Source organism: Clostridium sp. AM27-31LB (assembly GCF_003480745.1).
Classification (GTDB): domain Bacteria; phylum Bacillota; class Clostridia; order Lachnospirales; family Lachnospiraceae; genus Butyribacter; species Butyribacter intestini.
This window is the reverse complement of record NZ_QUJS01000001.1, coordinates 856,816-879,533: the sequence shown is the minus strand read 5'-3', so window position 1 is coordinate 879,533 and position 22,718 is coordinate 856,816. Positions and strand designations below refer to the sequence as shown.

The following is a 22,718-nucleotide window of genomic DNA, read 5'->3' as shown; positions in this document are numbered from 1 at the left end:
TTTAAAATTCCCCCTTTAATTTTCTTATATTTTCTTTAATATCACCGCCAAATACAGCAGTTCCGGCGACAATCCAGTCAACTCCGTTTTCAGCTATTTCTTTTGCATTTTCAATATTTACTCCACCGTCTATTTCTATCAGGAAATCAGATTTACTTTCTTTTCTGATATTGTCAAGCTTTCTAACTTTCTCCAATGAATCTCTTATAAATTTCTGACCGCCAAATCCCGGATATACACTCATCACCAGTACAACATCAACAATGTCCAAAAGTCCCTCTAATTTTGACACTTCCGTATCAGGACTTATCGCCACAGAACATTTCATGCCTGCTTCTTTAATCTTTTCCAAAGTTGCCCTTACATCTTTACATGCCTCATAATGAACCGTCAGAAGATCAGCTCCACACTTAGCTAAATCCTCAACATATCTTACCGGTTCATTTACCATTAAATGCACATCAAAAAACATATCCGTTATTTTCCTGATTGATTTTATAACCGGCATACCGAAAGATATAGACGGAACAAACTCTCCATCCATTATATCAATATGCAGAAGCTCAATATCACATTCTTCAAGCTCGTGTATCTGTTCCCCTAATTTGCAAAAATCTGCCGAAAGTATTGACGGTGCAAGTTTACTCATTTTTTTCTCCATTATATAGAGTTCCTCCTGTGCTTAATATTTTCTTTTATTGCTAATTTCATCAAAAAATTGTCTGTAGTTATCATATCGTCCCTTTGGAATCCTGCCCTCATCAAGTGCAATCTTTACACTGCACTGTGGCTCATGTATGTGAACACATCCCAAAAACTTACAGCTATTTTTATACTCCTCAAATTCCGGATAATAATCCCTGAGTTCCTCTTTTTCAAGATTTGGAAGTCCAAGAGAAGTAAATCCCGGTGTGTCCATAATATAAATTCCGTCACCAAGTGAAAAAAGTTCAGAATGTCTTGTTGTGTGCTTTCCTCTTTTAATTTTTTCACTTATCTCACCAATCTCCATCCCTGCTTCCGGAAACAGTCTGTTTATTATAGATGACTTTCCTACACCTGATGGTCCTGCAAGTACAGATGTTTTGTTTTTAAGACACTCTCCAAATTCTTTGATTCCTTCGCCTGTAAATGTGCTTGTCATAAATATCCGGCTGCCGCACCCACGATAATTATCCGCAAGTTCTGCCAGATATTTTTCATCTGCATCATCTTTTTTATTAAAGCAGATAACTGTTGCAATCCCCTGTGTCTGCATCATAAGCAGAAATCTATCCAGCAGATTAAGGTTTGGCTTTGGGACTGATGCCGAAAATATCACAACAGCCTGATCCACATTTGCAACGGCAGGTCTTATTATGGAATTTTTTCTCGGCAGTATCTTTTCAATGCTCCCTAGCATTTTTTCCATGTCAAGTATCTTAACTTCTACATTATCTCCAACTAACGGCTTTACTTTTTTATTTCTGAATATTCCCTTTGCTTTACATTCCACAACTCCCGGCAAGTCTGTATCAACATAGTAAAAGCCGCCTATTCCTCTTATAATCTTTCCCTGCATTACTGCCTAACCTTTTTAAATTCAACATTGTATGAATTACCAGTTGCAACATCGCCTTTATACAATGTTACTGTACCATTGTTCTCACTCCAGCCCTTTATTGAAAATTTCTTTGGGAAATCATCATAGGAAAGTGTTCCCTTATATATAGTCTTAGTCTTTCCATCCTGCTCAAGAACAAGTTTGATAACAGCAGGTTCATCATCCTCATAATCAAACGGATTGCCGCTTACCGTAACACTGCCCTCATAACTATAATTATATACTGGCTTTGGTGTTGGTTTTGCTGTCGGCTTCGTGTCAGAGCTTTTTGTTCCCATGCTGACTGTATAATCCACAACTGTTCCGACCGGAACTTTTGTGCCGGCTTCGATAGTCTGACCTACAACGATTCCTTTTGCATACTTACTTGAGTAAATATAAGAAACATTTGATGAATTTCCCGTAAGACCTCTTGCCGTGAGCCTGTCAAGAGCAACCGCCTCTTTTATACCAACGATATTTGGCATTGTAACATTATCACTCTCAGGACCTTTACTTAAGATAAGTTTTACGGATGAGCCTGATTTTACACTTGAGCCCACAACAGGATCCGTGCCACACACAAGTCCCTTATCAACCGTATCACTGTATTCTTCTGATGTTGATGAAACGGAAAGTCCCAAAGCTTCAAGTTTCTTTGTAGCATCATCCTTTGTAAACTTTGTAAGCTCCGGTATCGTAACACCACTGCTTCCCTTACTATACTTAATGGTTACGCGTGAATATTCTTCAACGCTGCTTCCCTCATCAGGACTCTGCTCTAAGACCGTATTTGGTGTCTCATCTGACTCCACCGGTTCAAGTCTCCACTTAAGTTTCTTTTCTTCAAGTATCTCCTGTGCTTCTTCAAGTGTTTTGCCGCTTATATCAGGAACTTCTACCATGCCTGCCTTAGGTTCTTCTGTTGCCTCTGCTGTTGTTTCTGCCGGTGCCTCCGTTGTTATTGAAGTCACATCCTTATCGTCTTTTCCTGAGCCCTTGCCCCACCAGCCGCTCACTTTTCCGATTATCAGAAGAATCACTATAAGAATAATAACTGCAACAACTACACTGCATATTTTTAATATCTTTTCAAGCTTAGGGTCTATCGCATCATCATCGCCGCTCTCTTCCTCCTGCGGTTCTATGTTCTCCTCCTGAGCATATCTTCCTCTTGATGCATCTCTTACTTTGTTTACATCGTCACTTGAAAATTTGATTGTAGGCGAAAAATCATCCTCATCATCTACAATATTTACATATGCCCCATCCGGCTCTGACAAAGATCTCTTAAGATCAGAAATAAGTGCTGCTGAGGACATATAACGCATATCCGGTTTCTTCTGCATACATTTCTGCACAATTTTTGAAAGGCTTAACGGTATATTAGGATCAAGCTGTTGAAGTGGAACCGCTTCATCCTGTATATGAGCGAGGGCGACCGTGACCGTACTCTCTCCCTCAAAAGGCACTTTTCCTGAGAGCATCTCATATAAAGTCACTCCGAGCGAATATATATCACTCTTCTCATCACTGTAACCGCCTCTTGCCTGTTCAGGACTTATATAATGAACAGAACCCATGGCATTTGATGTAATTGTATTTGATGTTGCCGCTTTTGCAATTCCAAAATCCGTTACTTTTACTTTTCCTTCTTTTGAAATGATTATATTCTGTGGTTTAATATCCCTGTGTATAATATGGTTATTGTGGGCTGCTTCCATTCCCTGTGCTATCTGTATTCCGATGCCGACAGCCTCTTTCACATCAAGCTTGCCCTTTTTCTCGATAAACTTCTTTAATGTGATGCCCTCAACAAGTTCCATGACAATATAATGAAGTCCATTGTCCTCTCCAACATCATACACATTAACTATATTCGGATGTGACAATCCTGCAACGGATTGTGCCTCTGCCCTGAATTTTGCAACAAATTTTGCGTCACTGCTGTATTCCTGTTTCAAAACTTTTATTGCAACATATCTATTCAAACGATGACATTTGGCCTTATAGACATCTGCCATTCCACCCGAACCCACTCTATCAATAATTTCATATCTGTCACTGATCATCATTCCGGGATTAATCATACTTTCCTCCATTCTGCCATCAGGCATAAATCTCATTTATAATCTTTTTTTCCGGATGTATGCATCCGGATCCGGCTATATGTATTTGGTCTATATTTCAACCAAAATAACTGTAATATTATCTTTCCCACCATTCTCATTAGCTTTTTCAACAAGACTGTCTACTGCTTTTTCTATAGAGCCGCTATGACGCACTATATACTCTATATCATCATCCTCAACCATGTTTGTAAGACCGTCACTGCACATAAGTATCTTATCATCCGGCTTTACATCTACCTCAAAATAATCTGCGTGAACTGTCTCGTCAATTCCTAAAGCTCTCGTAATAATATTCTTCTGTGGGTGTATCCTCGCCTGGCTTTCGGTGAGTTCACCCTTTTTGACCATTTCCTCTACCCATGAATGATCATTTGTTATCTGTTTTATATCATCACTTATGATGTACAGACGAGAATCCCCAATATTAGCAATATATAATGTATTATCCATAACAGTGCATACTACCATAGTAGTTCCCATGCCCTCATATTCAACATTCGCTTTTGCTTCTGCAAGAACGGCATTATTGGCGACCTTTACCGCCTCCTCCAATGTCGTTACCGGTGTTATACTTTCACTGTTTTTTATGGATTCAGCCATTTTCTCAACACAAAGCTTTGACGCATAATCTCCTGCTTTATGTCCACCCATGCCATCTGCTACAATAAACAGATTTTGGAAACCACCAACCGAATTTTCATTGCAGTAAACGGAATCCTGATTCATGGCTCGTTTGCTCCCGATATCAGTCTTTGCATATGCTTTCATCGTCGTTTCCTCCTCGTTCTTTATTTCTAAGCTGACCGCAGGCGGCATCAATATCCCTGCCCATCTCTCTTCTTATAGTAACATTTGTGTGATTTTTTTCAAGTAGCAATTTAAAATTCTGTATGTCTGCCCCTTTAGAACGCTGTCCCATTCTTCCCTCAACCGGATTTAACGGTATGAGATTTATGTGGCAGTTAAGTCCTCTTACGAGTTCTACAAGCTGCATCGCACATTCCCTGCTGTCGTTTTTCCCTTCTACCATACTGTATTCAAATGTAATTCTTCTTCCTGTCATGTCAACATAATAACGGCACGCATCAATTATCTCATGTATCGAATATCGATTGGCTATAGGCATCATTTCTTGTCTTAATTCATCATTAGGAGCATGAAGTGAAATAGCTATCGTTATAGTCAATTTCTCATCGACAAGTTTTTTTAGTCTGTCTACAAGACCGCAGGTAGATAATGTGATGTTTCTCTGACTGATGTTAAGACCATTTTCATCAGATATCATCCTGATAAATTTAACAACATTATCATAGTTGTCAAGTGGTTCTCCTATCCCCATCAATATAATATTAGAAACTCTCTCTCCGGTTGTCCGCTGAATTTCATAAATCTGGTCAAGCATTTCAGAAGTCTTAAGGCTTCTTATAAGTCCCCCCACCGTAGATGCACAAAATCTGCATCCCATACGGCATCCGACCTGAGTTGAAATACATACACTGTTTCCATGCTTATATTTCATAAGAACGCTCTCAACCGTGTTTCCGTCTGAAAGTCTCATGAGAAATTTTGCTGTTCCGTCAGATGACACCTGTTTTTTTATTATTCTTGCACCTTCTATCGTACAGCTTTCATCAAGTTTTTTTCTCATATCCTTTGAGAGATTGGTCATTTCATCAAAACTTAAAACAAGTCTTTTATGAATCCATTCATATAATTGTTTTGCTCTAAACTTCTTCTCGCCCATCTCCTCTAAAAGTTTTTGCAATTCAGTAAAATTCAGGCTCTTAATGTCAATCTTATCTTCAGTCAATATATCACCATCCTATTGTTTTATAAATGCCGCTATAAAAAAACCGTCTGACTCTGTCATATCAGGTAATATCTGTATATATCCATCGTCTTTCATATAATTTCTGATTTTTTTTGGAACTCTTTTTCTTATATCCGCTTTCTTAAAAGGAAGATTTTCAAGCATCCACCTGACATTATCTTCATTCTCTTCCATTGCTATTGTACATGTACTGTAAAGAAGCTGTCCACCTTTTTTTAAATAACGGCTTACATTTTTTAATATTTCCCTCTGTATCTCTGACAATGCATTTATATCTTCTATCGAGGTCTTATATTTTATATCACATTTTTTTCCGATAACTCCAAGCCCTGAACAAGGCAAGTCAGCGATTACAATATCTGCCGTATCTTCCCATTCTTTTTTAAAAATAAGTGCATCATTTTTAATAACGGAAACATTTTTAAAACCGTTTCTTTCGACATTTTCTTTTATAAGCGATGTTTTAGCATCAGTAAGGTCACAAGAAATTATCTTTCCTCCGCTTTTTAGTTTCCTGTCATTTAATCTGTCGGCAATATGAAGCGTCTTTCCTCCGGGTGCTGCACATATGTCAATGACATTTTCCCCGCCTTTTATCTCAGGGATATGCCCTACAAGTATCGAGCTGAAATCCTGCACCTGTATATAACCTTTCTTAAGTGCCTCAACATCCTGCAGTCTGTCAAAATCATCTATCGAGAAAGCATAATCAAAAACTTCACTCCTCTTCACACTTATATTCTGTTTTTGTAACATATCATACACTTCCTGCGGTTCTGCTTTTGATACATTGCATCTTACACTCACGCCTCTGTCTGCTTTAAGAAATCCCTCAAAAATCCTTTCTGTCTCATCCTCGCCGTACTCCTCACACATATAATTTACTATCCACTCAGGCATGGAGTATCTGACTGAGGCATAAGCACAAAATCCGTCCTTTTTGTCAGGAAACTTTATCTTATCTTTTTCTCTTGAAATATTTCTTAAAACACCATTTACAAAACCTTTGAGATTTGTAAATTTTCTTTTATTGGCAAGCTTTACCGCTTCGTTACACACTGCACTGTCAGGAACACTGTCCATATGCATTATCTGGTAAACTCCCATTCTTAGTATTTCTCTGATAACAGGTTTCATTTTTTTTACTTTTGTCTTTGAAAACAGATTTATAATATAATCTGATGAAACCGCATATTCTATGGTTCCCTGACAAAGTCTCGTAAAAAATGCTCTGTCTCTCTTTTCAAGTCCCGGATGTTTTTCAAGTGCAGCGTGTATAGCTTTGTCTGAATAAGCCCCCTTATCCATTACAGATACTATAACATCAAGTGCGAGATTTCTCAAATTTACTTCATCAGCCATTTAGAGTTTCCCCTTTTTCAACTTTATATCCACGAAGAAAATCAGCTATATTCATTCGCTTTTTGCCCTCAAGCTGAAGTTCTTTCACATCAAGATAACCTTTTCCCGTACTTATAAGTATCTTATTTTTGTCCACATATGCGATATGTCCGCAATCTGTCTTTGCAATATCAAACGCTTTAACTTCTTCATCGTCTAATACATCTGCCTCCCATATCTTTAACATTTTTCCATGAATATGAGTAAATGCACTAGGCCATGGATTTAATCCTCTTATAAGCCTCTCTATCTCAACCGCTGTTTTGGAAAAATCAATCTCACCTGTCGCCTTGCTTAACATTTTTGCATAAGTCTGTTTTGACTCATCCTGTTTGACCGGATTTAATTTTCCCTCTTCTGCCTGTTTTAAGACTTCGAGTATCATAGGTCCTCCAAATGAAGCCAGCTTGTCAAAAAGACTTCCGCCTGTCTCTTTCTTGTCAAGCTTATATTTTTTTACAAGAAGCATATCTCCTGTGTCAAGTCCCTCGTCCATCTGCATAATAGTAACACCGCTCTCCTCGTCTCCATCTATAACGGACCACTGGATAGGTGCTGCACCTCTGAGCTTCGGAAGTAATGATGCGTGAACATTAATGCAGCCGTATTTTGGTAGTTCAATTATCTCCTTTGGTAGTATCTGTCCGAATGCCACTACTATTATAACATCAGGATTTAATTCTTTTAATACTCCGATAAATTCCGCATCTTTTACTTTCTGTGGCTGATATACTTTAATACCGGCTTTGACTGCTGCCTCCTTCACGGGAGTAAACATCATTTTCCCACCGCGTCCTTTCGGCTTATCCGGCTGAGTTACTACAGCAGTCACATCATGCTCACTGTTTATAAGTGTTTCTAAAGTCCCTACCGCAAAATCCGGTGTTCCCATAAAAACTATATTCATGCTTTTTCCTCCTCTCGCATATTAGTACAACGAATCATTAATATATCAAAGATTTCATTTTCGTTGTACTATATTTGAATTGTAACAAACTGTATTTTGCAACAGTTTTATACTTACTCTTCCCCGGCAGATGCATTCATAAGCTCGCCCTCTACCTTTGATACATAAAGTACACCTGATAAATGGTCTATCTCATGCTGGAGTGCTCTTGCCAAAAGTTCTTCGCCCTCTACCTCTATCTCTACCATATCCTCATTTAAGGCTCTTACTTTAGCATAATTTGCCCTTGTAACTATTCCTGCCTTGCCCGGCACGCTAAGGCATCCCTCCTGTCCTGTCTGTGTGCCTGACAGTTTTACTATCTGTGGATTGATAAGTACAATAGGCTGACTGCCATCCTCAGTCACATCAATAACTACAATCTGCTTTAGCACACCGACCTGAGGTGCTGCAAGTCCTACGCCCTGTGCATCATACATTGTATCAAGCATATCCTCGATAAGTGTCTTTATCCTCGGTGTCATCTCCTTTACAGGTCTTGCATTCATTGTAAGTATTTCGTCACCAATCGTCCTGATATTTCTTATTGCCATAGTAATATTTCCTCCGTTTTTATTATGTACACGATAATCTTTTTACAAAATCACCGTAACAGTACATTAATTTATATTTGTTTTTTATATCTTAAATATAGTCAAATGACTGTTCGTTATCTGTTTTCTACTTGATAGTGTTAAATTCAAAATTAAGCCTGCAGTCCCTAAACGACTCCGTTTCATGCATAAATTCCTCGAAACTGTTTTTTATGGAGCACAGTATCCCATAATCTGCACACTTTCCATATATCATATGCCTGTAAACATCTTTCACCTTTGAAAGTGCCGCAGGTGCAGGTCCAAGCACCGTTACATCCTGATAGAGTTTCATCTTATCGGCGAGTATCTGTGCCAGATTATCCGCATTTCTTTCATTTTCTGAAAGCACCAACACTCCTAGTATATTTGAAATCGGCGGATATTGCAACATTTGTCTTGTAACAATTTCCTGTTCATAAAAATTTTTATAGTCATTTTTTGCTGCATAGACGATACTGTAGTGCTCAGGCTGATATGTCTGTATAACAACTTCTCCGGGCTTATCTGCCCTGCCTGCACGACCACACGCCTGTGTTGTAAGCTGAAAAGTCTTTTCCGCTGCACGATAATCGCCTGAATTTAATGAAAGGTCTGCTGCAAGTATTCCCACAAGCGTAACATTTGCAAAATCATGTCCTTTTACTATCATCTGTGTTCCGATAAGTATGTCCGCACCACCTTTTGAATATTCTTTTAAAATATTTTCATGTGCATTTTTACCCGTTGTCGTATCAGCATCCATACGAAGTACATCTGCCTGTGGAAATCTTTTTTTAACCATCTGCTCAACCTGTTGTGTACCAATCCCGAAACTGCTTATGTAAAGCGAACCGCAGGATGGACATTTATCCGGCATCTGAATTTTGTAACCGCAGTAATGACACATCAGATAGGAAACTCTCCCATTTACAGAATGTGGTTTTAATGCGACCGAACAGTGTGGACAGCCAAGAACCTCGCCACATTGCCTGCACGAAACGAACCCCGCAAATCCTCTCCTGTTTAAGAAAAGCATTATCTGTTCTTTTTTCTCCAGTCTGTCACGCATAAGTTCATCAAGTCTTCTGCTGAATATTGAATAATTTTTTGCTTTTAATTCCTCCCTTAAATCTTCTATATACACTGACGGATAAACTGCATTGCCAGCTCTCTCGTTTAGTTCAAATAATCTGTATTCTCCCTGCATTGCTTTATAATATGAGTCAACCGATGGTGTTGCCGAGCCTAAAACAACGCTTGCACCGACCATTTTAGCCCTCTGTATCGCAACCTCTCTTGCATGGTACTTTGGCGGCATCTCACTCTGATAGCTTGAATCATGCTCCTCGTCGATAACGATAAGTCCGAGATTTTGAAACGGTGTGAAAAGTGCCGACCTCGGTCCTATCATAACATCTATCTCGCCGTTTTTTGCCCTTGTGTACTGGTCAAACCTCTCCCCCGCCGAAAGTCTTGAATGCATGACTGATATTCTGTTTCCAAATCTTTTATAAAAACGGTTTACCATCTGAAATGTGAGTGAGATTTCCGGTATAAGCACTATAACCTGCTTTCCGAGGCAGATTACCTTTTCAACAATATTCATATACACTTCTGTCTTGCCGCTTCCTGTTATCCCGTGAATAAGGTATGTTCCTCTTACATCTCTTATATAATCATTTAATATCGAATCTACCGTGTGTTTCTGCTCTCTGTTTAAAACAGGACGCACCTCCGGTCTTTCATCAATATTTCCAATAGGATTTCTGTATTGCTGTATGGCATCGACCGTTATTATATCCAGTTTCCTAAGTCCCTCTATAACGCTCGCCGTAAGGCTTAGTTTCTTTGTGGCATAAGAATAATCAAGTCCCGCATTATAAGCCGTCTTATCCAGCTTAAGAAATTCATCGAGAAGTCTTACTCTTGCCTTATTATGCTTTTTTTCAAACTCGTCTCTTTTTTCCCTCATCTTATCCATGCTGACAGCAGGATATATAACTCTCTTTATCTGCTCTTTTATCTCCCTTTTAACAGGCATAACAGACTTTATGGCATCATTCATCGTTGAGCCGTAATTTTCCTTTATCCAATAAGCAAGGGAAAGCAGGTGTGATTCCACGACCACTCCCTGCTTTATTATTTCAAGTATGCTTTTCGTTTTTGATATATCAAACTTCGCTTCGCCCGAAAGACCAACGACATATCCTGTCATAGTTCGATTTCCCATGCCGAACGGGATTTTTACGACCGAACCTATATCAACATCAAACTCCATCTCCTCAGGAACTATATATTGAAATGGTCTGTCAAGACTCTTGACTGATATATCTATTATTACATCAGCAAATATCATTTCTTTCCCCTAATTTTTCTTTTTAATTTTTTATCGTCCAGGACTCCCATAAACTTTCAGCTTTAAAAATTTCCCGTCTTCAGCCTTTTGTATCTTCTTTAACTGCCATTTAGGAAGTCCTGCTCCTTTGGCTCAGTTATCTGATAAAATTGCCATCTTTTACTACATCAGCGACAAGTTCTCTCTCGTCCATATGATATTTCTTTCCTTTTATCTCCTGGTAATCCTCATGTCCTTTTCCTGCGAGCACGATAACATCACCCTCTTTTGCATTTTCAATGGCATATCTTATGGCATCTGCCCTGTCGATGATGGTTATGAATTTACCATCCGCTTTCTTTACACCTGTAACTATATCATCAATGATAGCCTGTGGTTCTTCATTTCTCGGATTGTCGGATGTAACAATCGTGAAGTCTGCAAGTTTTGAAGAAACCTCACCCATCTCAAAACGACGCTCTCTCGAACGGTTTCCACCACATCCAAACAGACATACCAGTCTTTTTGGCGAATACTCTTTAAGTGTCGTGAGCAGACTGTTAAGGCTCATTGCGTTGTGAGCGTAATCTATCATTATCGTAAACTTAGGTGATACGGGTATTATCTCAACCCTGCCTTTAACTCTGACTTTTGAAAGCGAGTCGAGTATAACTTCTTTCTTTACACCGAAGTGTCTGCATATTGAGATTGCGGTCATTGAATTGTAAACACTGAACTTGCCCGGTATGTCTATCTCAACATCCATATCCATAAGACCGCTCATATGATATGCAACTCCGAGAGTTCCACCTTTATCCATAAGATGAACATCAGATGCCTTTATATCTGCATTTTCAGAAAAACCGTATGTCTCAACTTTACAGGTATGACCCTCAAGTATCTTTTCAAGATGGCTGTCATCCGCATTGAAGATACCCTGTTTGCATTGTCTGAAAAGCAGGCTCTTACAGTGGATATAATCATCAAGGTCCTTATGTTCATTTGGTCCGATGTGGTCCGGCTCAAGATTTGTAAATATTCCGTAATCAAATACAAAGCCGCCTACTCTGTTTAGCATAAGTGCCTGTGAAGAAACTTCCATAACGACACATTTACAGCCTGCATCAACCATCTTTCTGAAATACTGCTGAACTACATATGACTCAGGTGTGGTATTTGCAGATGGAATGACCTCATCACCGATAATACTCTCGATAGTTCCGATAAGTCCTGTTTTGATGCCTGATTCCTCCAATATGGAACGAACCATATAAGTTGAAGTGGTTTTCCCCTTTGTTCCGGTAATTCCGATAGTTGTGAGTTCATTTGCAGGATTTCCAAAATATGCCGCTGATGAAACAGCAAGACCAAGTCTTGTATCAGCAACTTTAATAACAGTCACATCGTCAGGCACATCTACATTCTTTTCAACGATAAGAGCCTTTGCTCCTGCCTTAACAACATCTTTTGCAAAATCGTGTCCGTCCCTTACCGCACCACTTATACACACAAAAACACTTCCATCCTCAACCTTTCGTGAATCATATACAAGTGTAGTAATATCAATGTCAGTGCTTCCCTGAACACACTCAAAATCTAAATCTTTTATCAGTTCTAAAAGTTTCATTTATATTCTCCATTCCGTTTTTTATCAAAACAAATATAATAAATTTTTTAAGACGCTGTTACAAAGCAGTGCCATAAGTTTAATCTTTGTTATATCTCTATCGTTCCCTCAAATGCAATAGCTGCAGGTCCGGTCATCCAGACTGTATCGTTATCTCTGTCATATTTTACCAATATATCACCACCGAGCAGATGAACCGTTATCTCATCTTCGGTAAGACCATTTAAAACGCAGGCAACGACTGTCGCACAAGTTCCCGTACCACAGGCAAGTGTCTCACCTGAGCCACGCTCCCAGACACGCATATTTACTTCATGTCTGTTTAGCACCTGGACAAACTCCGTATTCACCCTGTCAGGGAACATAGGATGATTTTCAAACTTAGGACCTATCTTATCAAGTGGGAATTTATTTACATCCTCATCTATAAAAGTAACTGCATGAGGATTTCCCATTGAGACGCAGGTTATCTTATAGACTTTTCCGTCAACATTTATATCCGCATCTATACATTTATCCGTATCAACCGCAACGGGAATATCTTTTGACTTAAGGATAGGTGCTCCCATATTTACTTTTACGAGTGAAACCTTTCCATCCTCCACTGTAAGCTCAAGTTTTTTTATTCCGCTTTTTGTTTCGATAGAAAGATTTTTCTTGTCGGTAAGTCCTTTATCATAAACATATTTCGCAACACATCTGATACCATTGCCGCACATTGCCCCCTCTGAACCGTCAGCATTATACATAGCCATTCTAAAATCTGCAACATCAGATGAACATATAAGTATCAGACCGTCAGAACCTATTCCAAAATGTCTGTGACTGACTTTTCTTGAAATCTCACCCGGATTTTCTATCATCCCCTTTGTGCAGTCAACATAGACATAATCATTGCCACAACCATGCATTTTTGTAAAATTCATAATTCCCTCCATTTCCATGTGCCATTTTGCATATGCCTTATTTCATATGCTTTTGACCTTTGCATTATTTTATATTTTTATATATTTTAATCGTATTCCCCCAACTGCCATATACTTTCTTTCCGTTTTTCTTAGTATATGCCCTCATCTGTATAAAATGTTTTTTCCTTGACTTCTTCAATCTAACCATAGTTTTCGTTGATTTGCAAGATACGGCTTTGCTGCTTAAGTCTTTATTATATTTTACGCTCGTCGAATATCTCACCTGATAACCCGATGCATTTTTTACTTTTCCAAAGTAAACAGTGACCTTATTTTTATTTATCTTCCACTTTTTTATCTTAACTTTTGCAGGCTTTGTCACCGGCTTTGCTGTCGGTGTCACTGTTGGTCTTGCAGTTGGAGCTTCTGTCTCCTCAGGCTCCTCTTCCGGTTCTTCCGTCTCCTCAGGTTCGTCCGTGATTTCTGGTTCCTCTGTCTCCTCAGGTTTCTCTGTGATTTCAGGCTCTTTTGTCGGCACTGCCGTCGGTGTTTCCGTTGGTGCTGCCGTCGGTGTCTCTGTAGGCTTTACCGTAGGTTTTGCTGTCACAGCCTGACCGTCTTCAAGACTAAAGAAATTAACCGTGTAACTTACATCACTGCCAAGACCTGTTATGTCTACATCAAACACATCATCTGCTGTATATTTTATACTGGTATCAGGTCTGAATATAATGCATCCTTTCTGACCGTAACCTGCATTATTTACATTGAAATAACCGTCTGCTTCTTCACTTGAAAAGTTCCATACCTTGCCATCACTTTCCCTTGTAAGTTTTACCTTAACAGAAGTAATATCTACATTTTTTCCCATAGATACAGACCACGGAAAATCCGTACCAAAATATTCTACAGGCATATTCTGTGCCGGCCATGCAACTCCGTACTCACCCGCTTTTGTATTTTTCATATCAAAAGAATACATCGCACTGTATGTTCCATTAGTTCCAGTCACTGCTCCAAAACCGGTATATTTCATATTTGGATTTAACACCCATCTTCTGTGCCCTAATCTGTCGATATTGTAATCATCTCCATCATCAAGCCAGCCGTTTACCAAACTCTGGTTCATGCCGGCATTTTTCCATGAAGCCCATGCAATATTACTCTCTCCTGCTCCCTTTGCTCCAAGATTATATAAATCTTCGTCCATATTAGCAGGTTTTGACGGATAGTGGCTGAGTTCACCATTTACATAATTTACAAGTGCTGCCGTCTGTGTAAGGCTGTTGTATGTATCGTCTAATTGCACATCGTATGAAATCCCCGCTATATATCTCACCTGATTAAACATATTGATAGCACTGTTTAATGTCTTGTCAGATAGCTTTCCGGCAGAATAATCTCCACTGACAACAGGATTTTCTGCAAATGTAAGTGCATCATTTAAGCCCGCAGCATTTTCTGCACAAAATGCTCTTATCTCATCCTGTGTATGATATGCCACATTTATCCCCTGTGCCTCTGTATCCTCAGCCCGTACATAACTGCTTCCCAATGTCACACACAAAGCCAGCGTCATTACATAACAAATACTCTTTCTGTTCTTTCTAATCATAGATTCTTTCTCCTTTCCGTACTTATGTACTCACGAAATCTTCTGAACGAAGAACTCACAGAGTACATACTTTGCAAACTGCCATTCACACCGCAGACATGAAATCAGCCTTTGCGATAACCGTTCACACCATAAGCGGGAGCGGCAATATTTTGTAACCCGGTTTTTCTTAATGTGAATTAATTATAATATATAGCACCTTTTAGGGCAAGTAAAAGTTACTGTTCACCCATCTGCATAAAACAGGCTGCAATCTTATAAAATTTACTTATCAGTACATAATCTATAACTGTTATCATGGCAGGTTTATGAATGTAATAAACGGAAAGCTGAACTGTTACCCATTATTATTGAATTTTTTCTTTATGATATACAATCCACAAAATGTATGCTATAATTTTATATATTTATGCAGGAATGGAGAATGAAATGAGACATAAAATAGTGCTTATGACAGGCGGAACCGAAACCCTTGAATTTTTTTCATTGCAATTAAAAAAAGGCTTTGAAGCCTTAGGATACAAGACTTTTCTTTTCGACCAGACAACAGAAGAAGAAAGTGCAGAAAAACTTTACGATTTTGCAACAGCTTATGACACGATACTTGTCACTTTTAACTTTGACGGTATTCATTATGAGACTTCACTTTTTAACATGAATGGAGTCTCTATCTGGGATGAACGCAAAATCCCATGCGTCAACATAGCCGTTGACCATCCATATTTTTATCCCGAACTTTTCGATATACATCCAGATATTTTTTATGAAGTATCCATCGACAGATACCATGACAGATATATGAAAAGATTTTATCCGGAACTTATGAGTGGAACTTTTCTTCCACTAGGCGGCACCTCACTCTCCCCAAACGGAGATTACAAGAAGATGGCTGACAGAAAATATGACATATGTTTTACCGGTAATTACACACCACCGGAAGTCTTTGACGATGCAATAAACAGACTCGGTGACGAATATGCAATGTTTTATCTTGAGATAATACATGATCTTATCACCAATCCCGACAAACCGGATGATCTGACAATGGAAGAACACTTAAAAAAAGCTATTCCCGGAATCACACATGAGGAAGTAAAAACAGCTATTCCAAACATGATTTTCATTGATACATATGTCAGATGTTATTTCAGAGGTGAAGTGATTAAAACTCTTGCCGATGCCGGCTTTAAGATACACTGTGTCGGCAAAGGTTACGATAAACTCATGTGTAAACATCCCGAAAATCTCGACATGAATCCTGATGAGCTTTCCTATGGATGTCTTGAAGCACTCGCCGACAGCAGACTTTCATTAAATGTCATGCCGTGGTTTAAAGATGGTGCCCATGACAGGATATTTAACTCTATGTGCAACGGAGCAGTCTGCATAACAGACCACAGCAAATACCTTGATGAGATACTCACACCTGATGAAAATATTATATTTTATGACCTCAAGCAGCTTGATAAACTGCCTGAGATATTTGAAAATGCATTAAATGATACTGATAAACTGGAGAGAATACAGAAAAACGCATTTAACTTTGCAAACTGTGAACACACATGGTATGCGAGGGCAAAACAGCTTCACAATGAACTGTTAAAATTTTTGTAAATATACAAATCTACCTGTTTATTCCCTGTATAATCCCTCTTTTGCATTAACTACCCCATGCTCCATCATAGCAGTATTCAGAGAAGATACATCACGATTTGTGCTTTCACCTCCGAGAATTTTTTTAAGAGTAGCACAGCATGCCATATCACCCAATACATCGACCATCGTAACTATCATATCTGAAAGTGTGCTTATACTTATGAATATTCCCATAACACCTGCCGGGATGCCTGCTATCTGGATAAGTGCCGCAAATGATGCAACCTGACCATTTGGAATACCCGGTGTACCTATTGATAAAAGCACATTTGCCAATACTATCACGACCATATTAAGCAAAGTAAGGTGAACCCCACAGGCATTTGCAAAAAATGTTATCATAACCGACATAAGTATTGATATTGCATCCATATTTACAGTTGCTCCAAGTGGAAGCACTATACTTGTTATCTCCTTTGATACACCCATTCCCTCCTCTGCACATCTCATGCTTATCGGAATAGTCGCAGAGCTTGAACAGGTACCAAATGCATTAAGTGCAGCAGGACTTACCGATTTTACAAATGTCTTTAAAGGCATTTTTGCTATAACTCCCACTATGATGCCATAGACCACCACGGCGTATATTATTATTATCGCATATGTCGTAAGAAGTGCCGTTCCTATTGAAACAACCGTATCTGCACCGGTAGTAGCAAGAACCGGCATTATCGTACAAAGAACACCAAGCGGAGTAAATTTCATAACCTCAAACAATATTTTCATTGAAACTTCATTGACGGATGTTATAAGATCCATCAAAGGCTGGGCTTTTTCCTGTAATGCGAGTATCGCAAAACCTATGATAACCGCAAATACCAGGATTGACAGCATATCACCGTTTACAAACGAAGCAAACGGATTTGACGGAATAAGGTTAGTTATTGTATCTAGTATGTTTGATACATTATTCACATCTACATCCGCACTTGCAAGCTGCAGCTTTGCATTTTTTCCGATACCGAGCATCTGCGGAACAAATATACCAAAGACACAGGCAAGACAGGTTGTCGATAAGAAGAATACCATCGCTCTGCCTGCTATCCTGCCCGTTGCTGACACGCTTCCCATGCTCCTTATTCCACATACAAGAGAACAGAATACCAAAGGATATATCATCATTTTCAAAGCATTCATATAAATCGTTCCTATAGTCTGCGATGCCTTGATAACTCCTGTCCAGCTTTTAGGAATTATAAATCCAAGTATCACACCAATTGCAAGCCCTATCATTATCTGTACTGTAAGATTTAATTTTTTCCATCGTTTTATCATATTAGCCCCCGTTTCTGCACACGTTTTTTTGTGCATAGTGCAAAAGGTTTTGCCTTTCGCACATGAGTTTTGTGCCAAGTGTGCCCAGACACAAATCCTGCAAAAAAATAAGCGGCAAACATATTTTATGTTTTGTCGCCTTTGACACGCTATATACTATATTTATTTTTTAGTCAGTCAGAAATTAGTAATCTGCTGTCTGTTTATAACACTATTACTTATGTACTATATCAAATGAATCTTTTATCAAATATTAAAATCATCCGAACTTTTTATTTATCATTTCAAGAAGCATATCGACAGTTCCGTCAACTCCCATTATACTGCTGTCGAACATTGCATCTTTTCCGTCATGCTCACCTCTCCTGTTTCCCGTGACATATTTATAATATGTATCACGCTTTTCATCCATCTGCCTTACAAGTCTCTTTGCCGAAAACATCGACATATCATATTTCTCCGCAATATGCTTAGTTCTTACATCAAACGGAGCATAGATATATATCTTCAGACAGTCATCCCTGTCTTTCAAAATATAATCAGCACATCTTCCCATTATGATGCACGACTCATTCTGTGCAACTCTCTCAATTATATCAGCCTGTGCATCAAGCACCTGGGTTGAGAGATAAAAATTGCCGACGCCGTATGTAGTTTTTAAACCCTCAATGTCTTTTGCAGATACCTCATCTGCTTTCTGAACGGTATGCTCATCCATCTCAAGTTTCTTTGCAGCTTCCTCGACAAGCTGTCTGTCATAAAGTTTAACTCCAAGTTTTTCGGCAAGCTTTTCAGCAATATCACAGCCCTGAGCTCCAAACTCTCTTCCTATCGCAACAACAAAATGCTTCATATGCATCCCTCATTTCTTTTTATCTGCTTAAACAAAATACTTTAAATCAACTATGTCTTTAAAAACATCACTGTTACTGATTGTCACTTACAAAACAGATGAAATAAACATCATCTTTACACTACAACTTCATAATATAAATCTGCAAGGACAACTTTTTGTTTTGCACAGCTTTATAATACCATTATTTTAGATTTATCTGTATGTCCATAGTAAACATAAATATCAAAAAGTGTTTGTCCACTACAGACAAACTATAAAAAATAAAACTTACACCGCCGACGATAGCAACGGGCATAGTGCTTATTATGGCGGCAAATTTAGGAACAAAGCTGAGCACGGCCGCATATACGGCGGCAGAAAACGCATTGAACGATTGCCCCCACTATCCTGATTATAAGTGCGAGCACAAGATATAAAAGACCTGCAACGACGATTCCTCCGTAGGCATATGGAAGTTTCTCTCCCATAGTCATGTTCTTAAAAATTTCAGTATCAAGTTTTGCAACCGTCTCAAACCCACCAAGAAATGCAAATGATGAGCCAAGAAAAGCAGGCACTTTTAACTTTGTGCAAAGATGAAAGAATAATGTTCCTATACCTGCAAAAAATAAAGTGACCTGAACCGACAATCCCTCTCCATTAAAATAATTATTAACCAGTATCGAAACGAGAATGGTGGCACCAAACATAGCAAACATATGCTGCAAACCAAGCAAAAGCATCTTTGGCAAACCAAGAGTTCTCGCATCACGAATAGTTTCGTTATCTTTGTTCATAAAATCCTCTTTTCCGCACACATTTTTTATTCCTATCAAGTTTGTGTCAAGTGTGTGCAGACACAAATCTTGTGTATGAAAAATTTTATTTTTCAATCTATCCTCCCTATAAAAATTTTGTCACTTGCACCATCATTAAGGAAAACAAGTGATATGGCAAGCATTTTTTATAGTGATTTTACAAGTATTTTTTTCTTGACTTTATTTAAAAAATCAAGTATATTATTGCCGTTGCTGTAATGTGTTTATAAATAATGTATTCGCAAACATATATACATACAACATCTATAATTTGATATTTACGATGTAGAACAGTATTTCTGAAATTTATTTCTACATTTATATCATTTTTTTACTGAAAATTACAAGTGGATTTTTCCTGTACGATCATCTTTTCGCCACGCACTTATTTTAGTGCGTGTTTTTTTTATCTAAATTTGCAAGACAGTAACTTTTTTGATGCAGCAGATTTATCAGGCAGATATTTGAATACACTCTGCTAACTTGCTCATAATTAAGGAGATTCAAAATGAACAATAATGATTTTATGAAAACAAAACCTGTTTTACCGCTTATCCTGTCAATGTCGATGCCAATGGTAATCTCTATGCTTGTCAATTCTCTCTACAACATCGTTGACAGCTTTTTTGTTGCCAAGATAAGTGAAAACGCAATGACTTCCCTATCACTTGTTTTTCCCGTACAGAATTTTATAAATTCAATTGCGGTCGGTTTCGGAGTAGGTATCAATGCGGTAATATCTTATTTTCTCGGTGCAAAGAAAAAAGAGCAGGCTGACAATGCCGCCTCAATAGGTATGCTCTTTTCCGTTTTACATGGTATTTTAATGATATTTATATGCAACCTTATCATGCCATCATTTCTGGGTATGTTTACCTCTGACAAAGAAGTAATAGAGCTCGGTCTTAAATACTCAAGAATTGTTTTTTCTTTTTCAATATTTATCTGCGTAAGTCTTACCTTTGAAAAAGTATTTCAGGCAGTCGGAAAAATGACCTTTACAATGATAAGCCTTATGTCGGGATGTATAGTAAATATAATACTTGACCCTGTTCTTATATTCGGTCTTGGTCCTGTTAAAGGTCTTGGAATAAACGGTGCAGCCATAGCAACCACAATAGGACAGCTTACAACATTTTTAATCTATGTATTCATTTATTTAAGAAAAGATGCAGGAATAAAATTTAAACTCAGAAATATCAGCTTTGATATTTCAATAATAAAAAAATTGTACGCAGTTGGAATACCAGCAACATTAAACATGGCACTGCCATCCGTACTAACATCGGCTCTAAATGCCATATTAAGTTCATTTTCGGGAATGTATGTCGTAATACTCGGCATCTATTATAAATTGCAGACATTTCTCTATCTGCCCGCAAACGGACTTATCCAGGGTATGCGTCCGATAATCGGCTACAACTATGGTGCAGGCGAGAAAACAAGAGTAAAAAAGATATATCACACTACACTTGCATTAAACAGCATAATAATGATATTCGGCACGATAATATGTCTTATAATCCCCGGCCAGCTTATGGGACTGTTTTCAACAAGCCCTAAGACAATACACGCCGGCAAGACAGCACTTCGCATAATCTGTCTTGGATTTATCATATCCACAATATCCGTCACCGCCTCCGGTGCATTAGAGGGACTTGGCATGGGACTAAAATCCCTCGTCATATCTCTTCTCAGATATGTGATAATAATAATCCCGTCAGCATTTATCCTAAGCAGCTTTGCAGGAGTTTACGGTGTATGGAACTCGTTTTGGATTGCAGAGGTGATAACTGCATCGTTTAGTTATATTATGGTTAGGAGGATGTTTAAAAGGATGCCATAATGGCATCCTTTGCAGGGGGATATTTATAAATTTCTGTATTCTCATCCGTCTATATGTTTCTTTTTCCACTCTTTTTGAATACGATATTCACTGACATCCATATCATAATATTCCATATCCAGTTTTGTCCCCGACCTGTCGATAGAGGCAGTTGCAACATTATACTTTTCAGGAATGTATAATTTAGAGTTTTTTATTATATCAACGATTTCAGAAAAAGCTTCTGAAAGCTCATTTTCGTCCAGTTCATACTGCTCTGCAAGAGCATAACACTGGACTGCCTGCCCGTTTATAAAAGAATAAAAATACACTTCCTGACTTGTTTTTGTTATTCCTGCAAAGAAAACCGTCTTATCACTATTATCCGGGATGATTTTCCTTACTTTGTCAAATATCAATGTTTCCGGTTTCATAATTACCTCCTATCTTGGACTGTACTCCCTATATGTCTTTGTTCCTGTCGATTCATCTAATATTCCCACCGTTACTTTTGCAATATTTCCGCTCTCGTCATATTCAACCTTGACGGATGTAATCGCAACATCGCATCCGTCTTCTTTCATATCATCTAAAGTTTGTTTTAATCTGTCATAATCCTCGTCACTTATCTTATCTGACAACGATTCTGATAAATCCGTAGAACCTTCAACATTATCAAACTCACATACCGTCTTTTTGCCATCAACAATATATCCTGCCCTGATTTTTGTCGGTCTGCCTGACTCACTGTTGTATTCAATTTTTATGTGTACGCTAACCTCCTTGCCCTCCTGCAAAGCCTTAGCAATCTCATTTTCCATCCTTTTATAATCGCCACGGTTAATCGTTCTCCGCATCGGCACAAGATTTTCTTCACCCTCTGAACCGCCAAGAATTCTCGCAATAATGTGTCCGCCGTCATCGTCCTCTCTGCGTTCTTCACCGCCCGACTCTTTTTGCTCTTTCATATTCCTAGAACCCTCCTCCGTATATTCAGGATTTGAGTCACACGATATTTTATTTCCGTTGCCATCCGTTTTATATACATTTCCATTTGCCGTATATTCAATATCGGGAAGAATTTCGCCGTTTTTCTTATATGTCTGACCGTTTTCGTCAGTCTCATATGTATTTCCGTTAAACTCATAAACAGAGTTTGGTTCTCTCTTTTCAGAATAATCGGGTTCTTCGGGTATTATATCCTCCTGCTGCTCCGCAGATACTTCACTTAAATTATCATCACCCATAAGCCTGTCAAACTTTTCGCTTGCCTTTTTGCTAATCTCACCTGATTTCATACCTTTAGTTTCTGAAATCTCACTTAATCCACCAAAAAAATCCATACAACCACGCTCCT

18 protein-coding genes and 1 pseudogene are annotated in these 22,718 nt (G+C 38.4%); 2 read left to right on the top strand and 17 right to left on the bottom strand.

Translation table 11 applies throughout. The features are described from left to right. Position 1 precedes the first annotated feature (1 nt). From rpe to DW721_RS03425, 12 genes are all read right to left on the bottom strand, one after another. On the bottom strand, positions 2-649 hold the full coding sequence (rpe, locus tag DW721_RS03480; protein WP_118744848.1) for a ribulose-phosphate 3-epimerase: 648 nt from the start codon (positions 647-649) through the stop codon (positions 2-4). Between the two features lie 33 nt (positions 650-682). Next, entirely contained in the window at positions 683-1,561 is an 879-nt protein-coding gene (gene rsgA, locus DW721_RS03475; RefSeq protein WP_118744813.1) for a ribosome small subunit-dependent GTPase A, read from the bottom strand. Beyond that, positions 1,561-3,672: a Stk1 family PASTA domain-containing Ser/Thr kinase gene (gene pknB, locus DW721_RS03470; protein WP_182436185.1), complete on the bottom strand. Its 2,112-nt coding sequence runs from the start codon at positions 3,670-3,672 to the stop codon at positions 1,561-1,563. Before pknB ends, rsgA begins: the two co-directional genes overlap by 1 nt. A gap of 90 nt (positions 3,673-3,762) precedes the next feature. Next, positions 3,763-4,482, bottom strand: coding sequence for a Stp1/IreP family PP2C-type Ser/Thr phosphatase (locus DW721_RS03465; protein ID WP_055943171.1), 720 nt, complete (start codon positions 4,480-4,482; stop codon positions 3,763-3,765). Next, positions 4,460-5,524, bottom strand: a complete 1,065-nt coding sequence (gene rlmN, locus DW721_RS03460; RefSeq protein ID WP_118744811.1) for a 23S rRNA (adenine(2503)-C(2))-methyltransferase RlmN — start codon at positions 5,522-5,524, stop codon at positions 4,460-4,462. Before rlmN ends, DW721_RS03465 begins: the two co-directional genes overlap by 23 nt. A 12-nt stretch (positions 5,525-5,536) precedes the next feature. Next, positions 5,537-6,907 carry a 16S rRNA (cytosine(967)-C(5))-methyltransferase RsmB gene (gene rsmB, locus DW721_RS03455; protein WP_118744810.1) on the bottom strand — a complete coding sequence of 457 codons (1,371 nt, stop codon included), beginning with the start codon at positions 6,905-6,907 and terminating at the stop codon, positions 5,537-5,539. Further along, a complete protein-coding gene (gene fmt / locus DW721_RS03450; RefSeq protein ID WP_118744809.1) occupies positions 6,900-7,853 on the bottom strand; it encodes a methionyl-tRNA formyltransferase in 954 nt (317 codons plus the stop codon). The genes rsmB and fmt overlap by 8 nt, the downstream gene beginning before the upstream one ends. Before the next feature lie 113 nt (positions 7,854-7,966). Then, positions 7,967-8,446, bottom strand: coding sequence for a peptide deformylase (def, locus tag DW721_RS03445; protein ID WP_118744808.1), 480 nt, complete (start codon positions 8,444-8,446; stop codon positions 7,967-7,969). A 127-nt stretch (positions 8,447-8,573) separates the two neighbouring features. Next, positions 8,574-10,823 carry a primosomal protein N' gene (priA, locus tag DW721_RS03440; RefSeq protein WP_118744807.1) on the bottom strand — a complete coding sequence of 750 codons (2,250 nt, stop codon included), beginning with the start codon at positions 10,821-10,823 and terminating at the stop codon, positions 8,574-8,576. A 136-nt stretch (positions 10,824-10,959) separates the two neighbouring features. Next, complete coding sequence (locus DW721_RS03435; protein ID WP_118744806.1) at positions 10,960-12,429, bottom strand: UDP-N-acetylmuramoyl-L-alanyl-D-glutamate--2,6-diaminopimelate ligase; 1,470 nt, start codon at positions 12,427-12,429, stop codon at positions 10,960-10,962. A gap of 89 nt (positions 12,430-12,518) precedes the next feature. Continuing rightward, complete coding sequence (dapF, locus tag DW721_RS03430) at positions 12,519-13,355, bottom strand: diaminopimelate epimerase (protein ID WP_118744805.1); 837 nt, start codon at positions 13,353-13,355, stop codon at positions 12,519-12,521. Between the two features lie 64 nt (positions 13,356-13,419). Then, complete coding sequence (locus tag DW721_RS03425; RefSeq protein WP_118744804.1) at positions 13,420-14,952, bottom strand: CAP domain-containing protein; 1,533 nt, start codon at positions 14,950-14,952, stop codon at positions 13,420-13,422. A 429-nt stretch (positions 14,953-15,381) separates the two neighbouring features. Here DW721_RS03425 and DW721_RS03420 point away from each other — a divergent pair, with 429 nt between their 5' ends. Continuing rightward, positions 15,382-16,566 (top strand): glycosyltransferase, encoded by a 1,185-nt coding sequence (locus tag DW721_RS03420; protein WP_182436184.1) that lies wholly within the window; start codon positions 15,382-15,384, stop codon positions 16,564-16,566. A gap of 18 nt (positions 16,567-16,584) precedes the next feature. Here the strand turns inward: DW721_RS03420 and DW721_RS03415 are convergent, their stop codons facing one another. The 3 genes and pseudogenes from DW721_RS03415 to DW721_RS03400 all read right to left on the bottom strand — a co-directional run. Continuing rightward, positions 16,585-17,883 carry a dicarboxylate/amino acid:cation symporter gene (locus DW721_RS03415; protein ID WP_118744802.1) on the bottom strand — a complete coding sequence of 433 codons (1,299 nt, stop codon included), beginning with the start codon at positions 17,881-17,883 and terminating at the stop codon, positions 16,585-16,587. Between the two features lie 259 nt (positions 17,884-18,142). After that, entirely contained in the window at positions 18,143-18,736 is a 594-nt protein-coding gene (locus DW721_RS03410) for a cytidylate kinase-like family protein (protein WP_022013159.1), read from the bottom strand. 345 nt (positions 18,737-19,081) lie between these two features. Continuing rightward, positions 19,082-19,515, bottom strand: a pseudogene (locus DW721_RS03400) (solute carrier family 23 protein); the annotation flags it as partial. 529 nt (positions 19,516-20,044) lie between these two features. On the opposite strand from DW721_RS03400, the gene DW721_RS03395 reads away from it, so the two are divergent. After that, positions 20,045-21,382, top strand: coding sequence for an MATE family efflux transporter (locus tag DW721_RS03395; protein ID WP_118744799.1), 1,338 nt, complete (start codon positions 20,045-20,047; stop codon positions 21,380-21,382). Between the two features lie 41 nt (positions 21,383-21,423). Here the strand turns inward: DW721_RS03395 and DW721_RS03390 are convergent, their stop codons facing one another. Together DW721_RS03390 and DW721_RS03385 are read right to left on the bottom strand one after the other, a co-directional pair. Beyond that, on the bottom strand, positions 21,424-21,795 hold the full coding sequence (locus DW721_RS03390) for an immunity protein YezG family protein (RefSeq protein WP_118744798.1): 372 nt from the start codon (positions 21,793-21,795) through the stop codon (positions 21,424-21,426). Positions 21,796-21,804: 9 nt separating this feature from the next. Beyond that, on the bottom strand, positions 21,805-22,704 hold the full coding sequence (locus tag DW721_RS03385) for a DNA/RNA non-specific endonuclease (RefSeq protein WP_118744797.1): 900 nt from the start codon (positions 22,702-22,704) through the stop codon (positions 21,805-21,807). Positions 22,705-22,718: the final 14 nt, after the last annotated feature.